This window comes from Cellulomonas humilata, assembly GCF_013359775.1.
Lineage (GTDB): Bacteria > Actinomycetota > Actinomycetes > Actinomycetales > Cellulomonadaceae > Cellulomonas > Cellulomonas humilata.
This window is the reverse complement of sequence record NZ_JABMCI010000071.1, coordinates 229,600-241,398: the sequence shown is the minus strand read 5'-3', so window position 1 is coordinate 241,398 and position 11,799 is coordinate 229,600. Positions and strand designations below refer to the sequence as shown.

At 73.6% G+C, this 11,799-nt stretch carries 12 protein-coding genes; all 12 read left to right on the top strand.

Translation table 11 applies throughout. The features are described from left to right. The first annotated feature begins 45 nt into the window (after nucleotides 1-45). The 12 genes from HP550_RS21370 to lgt all read left to right on the top strand — a co-directional run bounded on the left by HP550_RS21370 (nucleotide 46) and on the right by lgt (nucleotide 11,666). On the top strand, nucleotides 46-1,842 hold the full coding sequence (locus HP550_RS21370; protein ID WP_175349795.1) for an ABC transporter ATP-binding protein: 1,797 nt from the start codon (nucleotides 46-48) through the stop codon (nucleotides 1,840-1,842). Continuing rightward, nucleotides 1,839-3,656, top strand: coding sequence for an ABC transporter ATP-binding protein (locus HP550_RS21365; protein WP_175349690.1), 1,818 nt, complete (start codon nucleotides 1,839-1,841; stop codon nucleotides 3,654-3,656). The genes HP550_RS21370 and HP550_RS21365 overlap by 4 nt, the downstream gene beginning before the upstream one ends. A 48-nt stretch (nucleotides 3,657-3,704) precedes the next feature. After that, complete coding sequence (hisI, locus tag HP550_RS21360) at nucleotides 3,705-4,106, top strand: phosphoribosyl-AMP cyclohydrolase (protein ID WP_343048314.1); 402 nt, start codon at nucleotides 3,705-3,707, stop codon at nucleotides 4,104-4,106. Further along, nucleotides 4,103-5,671 carry an anthranilate synthase component I gene (locus HP550_RS21355; protein WP_175349688.1) on the top strand — a complete coding sequence of 523 codons (1,569 nt, stop codon included), beginning with the start codon at nucleotides 4,103-4,105 and terminating at the stop codon, nucleotides 5,669-5,671. The genes hisI and HP550_RS21355 overlap by 4 nt, the downstream gene beginning before the upstream one ends. Further along, a complete protein-coding gene (locus HP550_RS21350; RefSeq protein ID WP_175349687.1) occupies nucleotides 5,668-6,258 on the top strand; it encodes a Trp biosynthesis-associated membrane protein in 591 nt (196 codons plus the stop codon). Before HP550_RS21355 ends, HP550_RS21350 begins: the two co-directional genes overlap by 4 nt. A gap of 90 nt (nucleotides 6,259-6,348) precedes the next feature. Further along, on the top strand, nucleotides 6,349-6,654 hold the full coding sequence (locus HP550_RS21345; RefSeq protein ID WP_175349686.1) for an HGxxPAAW family protein: 306 nt from the start codon (nucleotides 6,349-6,351) through the stop codon (nucleotides 6,652-6,654). Nucleotides 6,655-6,711: 57 nt separating this feature from the next. Beyond that, nucleotides 6,712-7,242: a DUF4190 domain-containing protein gene (locus tag HP550_RS21340; RefSeq protein ID WP_175349685.1), complete on the top strand. Its 531-nt coding sequence runs from the start codon at nucleotides 6,712-6,714 to the stop codon at nucleotides 7,240-7,242. A 1-nt stretch (nucleotide 7,243) separates the two neighbouring features. After that, entirely contained in the window at nucleotides 7,244-7,717 is a 474-nt protein-coding gene (locus HP550_RS21335) for a DUF2752 domain-containing protein (RefSeq protein WP_343048313.1), read from the top strand. Nucleotides 7,718-7,853: 136 nt separating this feature from the next. Continuing rightward, nucleotides 7,854-8,666 (top strand): indole-3-glycerol phosphate synthase TrpC, encoded by an 813-nt coding sequence (gene trpC, locus HP550_RS21330; RefSeq protein ID WP_175349684.1) that lies wholly within the window; start codon nucleotides 7,854-7,856, stop codon nucleotides 8,664-8,666. Further along, nucleotides 8,663-9,979, top strand: a complete 1,317-nt coding sequence (gene trpB, locus HP550_RS21325; protein ID WP_425484470.1) for a tryptophan synthase subunit beta — start codon at nucleotides 8,663-8,665, stop codon at nucleotides 9,977-9,979. Before trpC ends, trpB begins: the two co-directional genes overlap by 4 nt. Further along, nucleotides 9,976-10,788 (top strand): tryptophan synthase subunit alpha, encoded by an 813-nt coding sequence (trpA, locus tag HP550_RS21320; RefSeq protein WP_175349683.1) that lies wholly within the window; start codon nucleotides 9,976-9,978, stop codon nucleotides 10,786-10,788. The genes trpB and trpA overlap by 4 nt, the downstream gene beginning before the upstream one ends. Beyond that, nucleotides 10,785-11,666 carry a prolipoprotein diacylglyceryl transferase gene (lgt, locus tag HP550_RS21315; RefSeq protein WP_175349682.1) on the top strand — a complete coding sequence of 294 codons (882 nt, stop codon included), beginning with the start codon at nucleotides 10,785-10,787 and terminating at the stop codon, nucleotides 11,664-11,666. The genes trpA and lgt overlap by 4 nt, the downstream gene beginning before the upstream one ends. Nucleotides 11,667-11,799: the final 133 nt, after the last annotated feature.

Genomic DNA, 11,799 nt, shown 5'->3' with positions numbered 1-11,799 from the left:
ACCGGCTCCGTCCCTCGTCGAGCGTTCCAGCTGATCGGCCGCGGGATGCGCGCCCACCCCGGCACCTACGCCCTGGCCGTCGGCACGTCGGCCGTCTTCGGCGTGCTCACGGTGGTGGTGAGCCGGGTGCTCGGTGCGGTCACGGACCAGGTCGTCGTCCCTGCGCTGGCGGGATCGGCGCAGGCGCGCGACCGGATCTGGCTGGCGGGCCTGGCCATCGCCCTCGTCGCGGTGACGCTCGCGGTGACGGTCGCCGGGCGGCGCATGTTCGCCGGCAAGGGGTACGCCCTGATCCAGGAGGACCATCGCGCCGCGGTGACGCGGCAGTACCTGCGCCTGCCGATGGCGTGGCACCGGCAGCACCCGACGGGTCAGCTCCTGTCGAACGCCAGCGCGGACGTGGAGGCCGCGACGTCGATCTTCAACCCGCTGCCGTTCGCGATCGGCGTCGTGGTGATGCTCGTCGTGGCCACAGTCGAGCTGCTGCGCACCGACGTCTGGCTGGCGCTGGCGGCGCTGGTGGTGCTGCCGCTGGCGGTCATCGCGAACGTGGTGTTCCAGAACCGGATGTCTCCGGCGGCGATCCGCGCCCAGCAGCTGCGCGCCGAGGTCGCGGACATCGCGCACGAGAGCTTCGAGGCGGCGGTCCTGGTCACGTCGCTGGGCACGGAGGCGCGCGAGGAGGCCCGGTTCGCGCAGCGGGCCGCTGCGCTGCGGGACGCCAACGTCCGCGTGGGCGTCGTTCGGGCGCTGTTCGACCCGGTGATCGACCTGCTCCCGAGCCTGGGCACGCTCCTGGTGCTGGTGGTCGGCACGGTGCAGATCCGTGCCGGGCGGGTGGGGACGGGGGACGTGGTCGCGGCCGCGTACCTGCTCACCCTGCTGGCGGTGCCGGTGCGGGCGTTCGGCTGGGTGCTCGGCGAGCTGCCGCGCGCCCTCGTCGGCTACGACCGGATCGCCCGCGTCATCGACTCGCGGGGCGCCCTGAGCGTGGGGAGCACGCCGTGGTCGCCGACCGGGGGAGCGCGCGTCGAGCTGCGCGACGTCGGCCGGTCGGTGCCGCTGCCCGGCGGCGGGGAGCTGGAGCTGCTGCACGACATCGACCTCGACGTCCCCGCGGGCCGCACGATCGCGGTGGTGGGCCCGACGGGTGCGGGCAAGACGACGCTCGTGTCGTTGGTGAACCGGCTGTACGACCCGTCGCACGGCTCGGTGCACGTCGACGGCCTCGACCTGCGCGACGTCCGTCCCGCCGACCTCGCGCGGCACGTCGCGCTCGTCTCGCAGTCCACGTTCGTGTTCGAGGACACCGTGCGCTCCAACGTCACGCTGGCCGACGACGGTGAGCTGGGGTCCCCGGACGACGACGCGGTCTGGGCCGCCCTGCGGCTGGCGCGTGTCGACGACGTCGTCCGCGCCCTGCCCGGGGGCCTGGACGCACCGCTCGGGGAGCGCGGCGCCAACCTCTCGGGCGGCCAGCGGCAGCGGCTCGCGCTCGCCCGCGCGCTGGTCAGGCGACCGGCGGTGCTCGTACTCGACGACGCGACCTCGGCCGTCGACCCGCGCATCGAGCAGGCGATCCTGCGCGGCCTGCGTGGTGACGGCGCGGCGCAGAGCCCTACCGTGCTGCTGGTCGCGTACCGCATGTCCTCGGTGCTCCTGGCCGACGAGGTGGTGCACGTCGACGCCGGCCGGGTGGTCGACCGCGGGAGCCACGACGAGCTGTTGGAGCGGGACCCCGGGTACCGCGAGCTGGCGACGGCGTACGAGCAGGAGACGGCGCGGCGCGCTGCCGAGGCCGCCGACGAGGAGGCCCTCGAGGTCGTGGAGGACCGGGCATGAGCGAGCAGCCGACCGACCACCGCATGGCGCCGGCCAGCTCGCTGGGTGTGCTGGCGACGCTGCGGCGAGGGATCCAGGTCTCGCCGCAGCTGCTGGTCGGCTGGCGGGTCACCGTCCTGCTGGCCGTCATCGCGTCCATCGGCCGCGTGCTGGTGCCGATCGCCGTGCAACAGACGGTCGACACCGGGATCCTTGCCGACGGCGGCCCGGACGTGCCGCGCGTCGTGGCGCTCGCCGGCCTGGCGGCCCTGGGCCTCCTGCTCGGCGCCGTCTGCTCGGCCTACGTCAACGTGCGGCTCTTCCGGTCGAGCGAGAGCGGTCTCCTGGCCCTGCGCACCCGGGCGTTCCGGCACGTGCACGACCTGTCGGTGCTCACGCAGAACACCGAGCGGCGGGGGTCGCTGGTCTCCCGCGTGACGTCGGACGTCGACACGATCTCGCTGTTCGTGCAGTGGGGCGGGATCATGCTGCTGGTCTCCGTCCTCCAGATCGCCGTCGCGACCGTGCTCATGTCGGTCTACTCCTGGCAGCTGACCCTGCTCGTGTGGGCGGGGTTCGTCCCGCTGTTCCTGGTCCTCCAGCCGCTCCAGAAGCGGGTGAACGCGCGGTACACCGCGGTCCGTGAGCGCGTGGGCGGGATGCTGGGCGCCATCTCGGAGGCCGTCGTCGGTGCCGAGACGATCCGCTCCTACGGGGTCGCCGGGCGCACCCAGCGCCGGATCGACGCCGCGATCGCCGCGACGCGCGAGTCGATGGTGCGGGCGCAGAACCTGGTGGCCGCGGTGTTCTCCAGCGGTGTGCTCGTCGCCAACCTGGTGCTCGCCGTCGTCGTCGTCGCGGGCACCTACCTCGGCATCGACGGCCAGATGTCGGTGGGCCGGCTGCTCGCCTTCCTGTTCCTGGTCCAGCTGTTCACCGGCCCGGTGCAGATGGCCACGGAGATCCTCAACGAGCTGCAGAACGCGGTGGCCGGGTGGCGCCGGGTGCTCGGCGTGCTCGAGACGCCTGTGGAGGTGGTCGACGCGGGGGCGGACGGCGTGCCGAGCCCGCGCGGTCCCGCACACGTGGAGCTGCGCGCGGTCGAGTTCTCCTACCCGGACGGCCCGCCGGTGCTCCGGGACGTCGACGTGACGATCCCCGCCGGTGCGTCGGTCGCGGTGGTCGGCGCCACCGGCTCGGGCAAGACGACCATCGCCAAGCTGGTCGCGCGGTTCATGGACCCGACGCGCGGGTCCGTGCTCCTGGACGGGGTCGACCTGCGGGACATCCCGGTGGCCGACCTGCGGCGACGCGTGGTGCTGGTGCCGCAGGAGGGCTTCCTGTTCGACGGCACCCTCGCGCAGAACGTGGCCTACGGGTTGCGGCACGCTGACGGCACCACGACGGCGGCGGACGACGACGTGCGGATCCGTGCGGCGATCGAGGCGCTCGGGCTGGACGGCTGGGTGGACGAGCTCGCCGACGGCCTGGACACCCCGGTGGGCCAGCGCGGCGAGTCGCTGTCGGCGGGTGAGCGGCAGCTCGTCGCCCTGGCGCGGGCCTACCTGGCCGAGGCGGACCTGCTGCTGCTCGACGAGGCGACGTCCGCGGTCGACCCGGCGACCGAGGTGCGGATCGCCCGCGCCCTCGACTCCCTCACGCGCGGGCGCAGCACGCTGACCATCGCGCACCGGCTGTCGACGGCCGAGGCGGCGGACACCGTCGTCGTGGTCGACGCCGGCCGGGTGGTCGAGGTGGGGCACCACGACGAGCTCGTGGCGCGCGACGGCCACTACGCCGCGATGCACGCCGCCTGGGTGTCCCAGACCCGCTGACCGGTGGACGGATCCGTGCCCGTGGCCGCTGCGTGGCAGGATCGGGACGTGCCTTCCAGCCCCCCGGACACCCTCCTCGATCCCGCCGTCGCCGACCGCCTCACGCGCGACGACCACGGCCTGGTGGCGGCGATCGTGCAGCAGCACGACTCGCGCGAGGTCCTCATGCTCGGCTGGATGGACGACGAGGCGCTGCGCCGCACCCTGACCACCGGCCGGGTCGTGTTCTGGAGCCGCTCGCGCCAGGAGTACTGGCGCAAGGGGGACACGTCCGGGCACGCCCAGTACGTCAAGGCGGTGAGCGTCGACTGCGACGGGGACGCGCTGCTGGTCGAGGTCGACCAGGTGGGGGCTGCCTGCCACACGGGCGCCCACACCTGCTTCGAGGCGGGTGGCCCGCTGCCCGCCGTCGTCGGAACCCGCCCCACCGAGACCGGAGGACCCCTGTGACCGCGCCCGCCGTGCCCACCGACGTGACCGTCGCCGTGGTCCCCTGGGGGAGCACGTGGCCGTCGCTCGACGTGTTCCGGGGGCTCGCGCGCGACCGGCGGGTCATCCCCGTGGTGCGCCGGCTGCTCGCGGACGACGTCACGCCCGTCGGCCTCTACCGGACGCTCGCCGCCGGCCGCCCGGGGACGTTCATCCTCGAGTCCGCCGAGGCCGACGGGAGCTGGGACCGCTACTCGTTCGTCGGCGTGCGCTCGCGCGCCACGCTGACCGTCCGGGACGGCTCGGCGGTGTGGGTTGGCGACGTGCCCGTCGGGGTGCCCGCCGACGGCGACGCCCTCGACGTCCTCGAGCGCACCCTCGACGCGCTGCGCACGCCCGCGATCGCCGGCCTGCCACCGCTGACCAGCGGGCTCGTCGGTGCGCTGGGCTGGGACATCGTGCGGCACTGGGAGCCGACCCTGCCCGCGAACGCCCCGGACGAGCTGGGCGTCCCTGAGCTCACGCTGCTGCTCGCCACGGACCTCGCCGTCGTCGACCACCACGACGGCTCGGTCTGGCTGATCGCCAATGCCATCAACTTCGACGACACGGACGACCGCGTGGACGACGCGCACGCCGACGCGGTCGCGCGGATCGACGCGATGGAGGCGGCCCTTCTGGAGCCGACCGAGTCGGCGGTCGCCGTCCTGGCCGACGTCGCCGAGCCCGAGCTGGCGTTCCGGTCCACGCGCCAGGAGTTCGAGGACGCCGTGCGCACCGGCCAGGAGGCCATCCGCGAGGGCGACGTGTTCCAGGTGGTGCTCTCGCAGCGGCTGGACCTCGACTGCCCGGCGGAGCCGCTGGACGTCTACCGCGTGCTGCGCACCATCAACCCGAGCCCGTACATGTACTACCTCCAGCTCCAGGACGCGGACGGCCGGGACTTCGCCGTCGTCGGCTCCAGCCCGGAGACGCTGGTGAAGGTCACGTCGGGGCGGGTGGTGACGTTCCCGATCGCCGGCTCCCGGCCGCGGGGTGCCACGCCGGACGAGGACCGTCGCCTCCAGGAGGAGGTGCTCGCCGACCCCAAGGAGCGGGCCGAGCACATCATGCTGGTCGACCTGTCCCGCAACGACCTGGTCAAGGTCTGCGAGCCCACCAGCGTCGAGGTCGTCGAGTTCATGGCGGTCAAGCGCTACTCGCACATCATGCACATCTGCTCGACCGTGGTCGGCCGGCTGCGCGAGGGAGCGACCGCTCTCCAGACCCTCGTCGCGACGTTCCCGGCAGGCACGCTCTCGGGCGCACCCAAGCCGAGGGCGATCGCCCTCATCGACGAGATCGAGCCCGCCCGGCGCGGAATCTACGGCGGCACCGTGGGGTACTTCGACTTCGCCGGGGACATGGACATGGCGATCGCCATCCGGACCGCGCTGATCCGCGAGGGTCGCGCGAGCGTGCAGGCCGGTGGCGGGATCGTCGCGGACTCCGTGCCGGCGCTGGAGTACGAGGAGTCGCGCAACAAGGCGGCCGCGGCCGTGCGCGCCGTGCAGATCGCCTCCCGGCTGCGTCGGGCCGGCGCGTGACGGCTCCGGCGACGGTGGCCGGACCTCGTCGTTCCGGACGGGGGCGTGCGGCCGCTCTGCTGCTCGCCCTGGCCGGCCTGACCGCCCTCGTCGCGGTGCCCACGTGGTTCACCACGACCGGCACGACCGCGCTCCAGGGCACGGTGACGGTGCGGGTCGCCGGGTCCCAGGTGGCCCCGGCCCTGTTCGCGGCCGCCGTCGCGATCCTCGCCGCGGGCGCCGCCGTGGGGCTCGTCGGTCGCGTCGGCCGGTGGGTGGTGGCCGCGGTCGTCGTGGCGTGCGGGGTGCTCGTGGTCGGCACGACGCTCGGGGTGCTCGGGGACCCGTCGGCCGCCGTGACCCCGGTGGTCGCCGCGGAGACCGGGGTGGGCAAGCTCGCGGGGCCGGTCTCGACGAGCGTCTGGCCCTGGATCGCGGTCGCGGTCGGGGTGCTCGACGTCGTGGCCGGTGCCTGGCTCGTGGTCGCGTCCCGGGCGTGGTCGGGACCGTCCCGACGGCACGAGAGCACCACCGACGCGGCGAACCCGCCGGCACCCGACGAGCGGTCCGACTGGGACGCCCTCAGCCGGGGCGACGACCCCTCCTGACGTGCGGACCGACTCGTCCGTCGCGTGCCGGACGGCGCCCGGAGGGTCGGATAGGGTGAGCGGAGAACCGAGCACGGAGGGCACCCACTGATGGCCGACAACACCCTGGCGCACCGCGCACAGAACGCCACGACGACCGAGGCGATGCACCTGCCGCCGATGGCCGCCCCGACCAACCACGGCAAGACGCTCGCGGCCTGGTTCACCACCTACGGCGTGATCATCGCGTTCACCCTGGCCGGTCTCGGCGTGCTGTTCGCGCTGGTCTGGCTGTTCTGGGTCGGCATGGCCCTGGTCGCCGCCGTGCTGATCGGCGGCAAGGTGCTCCAGGCGTCCGGCCACGGCCAGGGCGGCGACAAGACGCGTGCCCGGCAGGCACGTACCGGCGGGCACTGACCCGCCCGTTCCACCGCCGCTCGAGAACCGGGTGGCGCACGCGACCCAGGAGGACCGATGTCGACCCCCAACGAGCCGCAGAACCCGTACGGCAGCGGAGATCCGCAGGATCCGAGCAGAGCGCCGCAGGACCCGACCGGGGTCCCGCAGTACCCGGCAGCGCCCCCGCCGCCGCCTCAGCCGCAGTACCCGGCGACGCCCTACCCGGCGGCCGGCGGTGCCCCGCAGTACCCCGCGGCCACCCCGTACGGCTCGGCTCCTGGTTACCAGCAGCCCGCGCAGGCGTACGGCGGCGGGTACGTGTACCCGAAGAACAGCCTCGCGGTCTGGTCCCTGGTCCTCGGCATCGTGTCCTTCGTGCTGTCGTGCGGGCTGTTCACCGGCATCCCCGCGGTGATCGTCGGCAACAACGCCAAGAAGGCCGTCGCCCGCGGCGAGGCGAACAACGGCGGCATGGCCACGGCCGGCGTCATCCTGGGCTGGATCGCGATCGTGCTCTCGATCCTCGGGATCATCCTGTTCGCCGTGCTGTTCTCGAACGCCGACTTCCGGGAGTCGTTCGACACCAACTACACCTACTCCAACTGACGTGGCGACCGTCGACGACGGTCGCCTCCCACAGCCGACCGGCCCGCTCTTGTCCGACGCACCCGCGCCGGCCGTGGCGGGCCGTCGTGCGTCCGTCCGCGGGCCCCTGGTCGGCGGGGCCGTCGTGGTCGCGGCGACCGTGCTGCTCGCGGTGCGGGACCCGCACGCCACGGGCAGCTACGGCGTCTGCCCGCTGTACACGCTCACAGGTGTGTGGTGCCCGGCGTGCGGCGGCCTCCGCGCGACCCACGACCTGGCGCACGGCGACCTGGCCGGCGCCTGGTCGATGAACCCGCTCTGGGTGCTCGCGGTCCCCGTCGTGCTCGCGCTCTGGGGCCGCCTGGTGGTGCTCCGCGCCCAGGGACGCCCGTCGCGGTCGGCGCCGGCCTGGGCCGCGTGGGCGTTCCTCGTGGTGATCGTCGCGTTCGGCGTGCTGCGCAACGTGCCGGCCCTCGCGCCGTGGCTGGCGCCCTGACGGACGGAGATGTCCAGTACGCGGCCTGTGGTCAGGGTCACTCCCGGACCGCCCTACGATGTGGCGCAGGGCCAGATCCATGTTCGGGAGCGAGCAGTGTGGTCCGTAGTCGACCGGGGGAGAAGGTGAGTTGTCGATGACCGTGCTGGACGACATCGTCGCGGGAGTCAGGCAGGACCTCGCCGTCCGGGAGCAGGCCACGCCGCTCGCGACGGTCAAGGAGCGGGCGCACCGTCGTGAGTCCGCGATCGAGTGCGTCGGGCGTCTGCGTGCCGAGGACGCCGTGCGCGTCATCGCCGAGGTCAAGAGGTCGAGCCCGAGCAAGGGTGCGCTGGCGACCATCAAGGACCCCGCCGCGCTGGCCGCCGAGTACGAGAAGGGCGGCGCCGCGGTCATCTCGGTGCTCACCGAGGAGCGTCGCTTCCATGGGTCGCTGGCGGACCTGGACGCCGTGCGCGCTCGCGTGGAGATCCCTGTCCTGCGCAAGGACTTCATCGTCACGCCGTACCAGGTGTGGGAGGCCCGCGCGCACGGCGCCGACCTGGTGCTCCTCATCGTCGCCGCGCTCGAGCAGACCGTGCTGGAGTCGCTGGTGGAGCGCGTGCACTCCCTGGGCATGACCGCCCTGGTCGAGGTGCACGACGCGGAGGAGGTCTCCCGGGCCGCCGACGCCGGTGCCCGCGTGATCGGCGTGAACGCCCGCGACCTGCGCTCGCTCGAGGTGGACCGCACCACGTTCGCCCGCGTCGCGCCCGCCATCCCGTCGCACATCGTGAAGATCGCGGAGTCCGGGGTCCGCGGGCCGCACGACGTCATGGACTACGCCCGCGCCGGCGCCGACGCGGTGCTGGTCGGCGAGGCGCTGGTCACCGACGACGCCCCGCGCGAGTCCGTCGCCGACCTCGTGGCAGCGGGTGCCCACCCGTCCTTGCGGGCGGTGCGGCAGTGACCGGTCGGCCGACCGTCGGCCCGCTCTCGGACAAGCTCCTCGAGGCCACGGCGACCGGTCCGCTGTCCACCCACGCGGGCCCGTACTTCGGCCAGTTCGGCGGCCGGTTCGTGCCCGAGGCGCTCATCGCGGCGTTGGACGAGCTGGACACGGAGTATCACAAGGCGCTGACCGATCCCGCGTTCGGGCGCGAGCTGGCCCGCCTGCACCGCACCTACACCGGCCGGCCGAGCCCGCTCACCGAGGTGCCGCGGTTCGCCCAGCACGTGGCGCCGGGCGTGCGGGTGTTCCTCAAGCGCGAGGACCTCAACCACACCGGCTCGCACAAGATCAACAACGTGCTCGGGCAGGCCCTGCTGGTCAAGCGCATGGGCAAGACGCGCGTGATCGCGGAGACCGGGGCCGGCCAGCACGGCGTCGCCACGGCGACGGCGGCGGCGCTGCTCGACCTCGAGTGCGTCGTGTACATGGGCGAGGAGGACACCCGCCGGCAGGCGCTGAACGTGGCGCGCATGAAGCTGCTCGGCGCCGAGGTCATCCCCGTGACCATCGGTACCCGGACGCTCAAGGACGCCATCAACGAGGCGCTGCGCGACTGGGTGGCCAACGTCGAGACGACGCACTACCTGCTGGGCACCGTCACGGGACCGCACCCGTTCCCGGAGATGGTGCGCGACTTCCACAAGATCATCGGCGAGGAGGCGAGGGCCCAGCTCCTCGAGGAGATCGGCCGGCTGCCCGACGCCGTCGCCGCGTGCGTCGGCGGTGGGTCGAACGCGATGGGCATCTTCAACGCGTTCCTCGACGACCCCGACGTGCGGCTCTTCGGCTTCGAGGCGGGCGGCGCGGGGATCTCGTCGGGCCGGCACGCGGCGCGGTTCTCGGGCGGTCAGCCCGGGGTGCTGCACGGCGCCAAGTCGTACCTGCTCCAGGACGAGGACGGGCAGACGCTGCCCAGCCACTCCGTCTCGGCCGGCCTGGACTACCCGAGCGTCGGGCCCGAGCACGCCTGGCTGCACGACATCGGGCGCGCGGACTACCGGCCGGTCACGGACGACGAGGCCATGGAGGCGTTCCGCATCCTGTGCCGGACCGAGGGCATCATCCCGGCCATCGAGTCGGCGCACGCCCTGGCCGGCGCCATCCAGCTGGGCCAGGAGCTCAGCGGCTGGTCCGGCGACGACGGCCACGACCCCGTGCTGCTGATCAACCTGTCCGGACGCGGGGACAAGGACGTGGCCACCGCCGCGGCGTGGTTCGACCTCATCGAGGACGAGCCCGTGGTGCTGGCCGACCAGGGAGAACAGCTGTGAGTGGTGTGGTCGCGGTCCGGTCCCAGGTGGCGGAGCACCTCGACGCCCTCGGGCGCGCGGCGCTGATCGGGTACCTGCCGGTCGGCTACCCGTCGGTCGACGGCTCCGTCGCGGCGGTCCGGACGATGATCGACGCGGGCGTGGACGTCGTCGAGCTCGGCGTGCCCTACAGCGACCCGGTGATGGACGGCCCGGTCATCCAGCGCGCGGTCGACGCCGCGCTGGCCGGGGGCACGCGCGTCGGCGACACCATCCGCGCCGTCGAGCGGGTGGCCGGTCGCGGCGCCCCCGTGCTGGTCATGACGTACTGGAACCTCGTCCTGCGGTACGGGGTGGACGCGTTCGCGCGGGACCTCGCCGCGGCCGGCGGCGCCGGGCTGATCACGCCGGACCTCATTCCCGACGAGGCGGCCGACTGGATCGCCGCCTCGGACGCGCACGGGCTCGACCGGGTGTTCCTCGTGGCCCCCAGCTCGACACCCGAGCGCCTGGCCTCGACCGCGGCCGCGTCGCGGGGGTTCGTCTACGCCGCCTCGACCATGGGCGTCACCGGGGAGCGCACCACGCTCGGCAACCGTGCCGAGCAGCTGGTCGCCGACACCCGCGCCGCCGGCGCCGCGCACGTCTGCGTCGGCCTCGGGGTGTCCCGGCCCGACCAGGCGGCCGACGTGGCCCGGTACGCCGACGGCGTCATCGTCGGCACCGCCCTCGTGCGCGCGCTGCTCGACGCCCCGGACGAGGCCGCGGGTCTCGACGAGCTTGCCCGGGCCACGTCGGCCCTCGCCGACGGCGTGAGGTCCGCGCGATGACCGCGCTGCTGCCGCTGGCGATCCCGAGCCCGTCGCAGGGGACGTGGCACCTCGGACCCTTCCCGCTGCGCGCCTACGCGTTCGCCATCCTGCTTGGGATCGTCGTCGCGCTCTGGATGACCCGCCGCCGCTGGATCGAGCGCGGGGGAGACCCCGACACCACCCTGGAGATCGCGTTCTGGGCCGTGCCGTTCGGCATCGTCGGCGGGCGGATCTACCACGTCATCACCTCGCCGGACGCGTACTTCGGCGTCGGCGGGGAGCCGATCCGCGCCCTGTACATCTGGGAGGGCGGCCTCGGGATCTGGGGCGCCGTGGCCTTCGGCGGCGTCGGCGCCTGGATCGGCTGCCGCCGCCAGGGTGTCCGGCTCGCGCCGTGGGCGGACGCGCTCGCGCCTGGGCTGCTCGTGGCGCAGGCGATCGGCCGGCTGGGCAACTGGTTCAACCAGGAGCTCTACGGCGGTCCCACCACCCTGCCGTGGGGCCTGCGCATCGACCCGGCGAACATGCCGGTCGGCGACCCGGCGGGCACCCTGTACCACCCGACGTTCCTGTACGAGATGGTGTGGAACCTGGCGGGCGCGGCGCTGCTGATCTGGCTCGACCGCAAGTTCCAGCTCGGCTACGGCCGCGTGTTCTGGCTCTACGTCGTCATCTACACCACTGGACGGCTCTGGATCGAGCTGCTCCGCATCGACCCCGCCGAGCACATCCTGGGGCTGCGGATCAACGTCTGGACGTCGATCATCGTCGGTCTCGGAGCGCTGGTAGCGTTCGTGGTGGTCGGGCGCCGGCACCCAGGACGTGACACGACCCTCCTGCTGGCACCCCCGACCGTGCAGGACGACGAGGAGATCGCGACCGATCCCGCCCGCTGACCCGCGGGCTCTGGTCGCCGCTCCGCACGACGATGCAGGTGGTCCGCGGACCGCGCTGTATGGTCACCAGACCTGGGCCGACGACGTCCCGCGTTCCCCTTGTTCGTGCAATTCCCCGACCTCGTCGGGGACC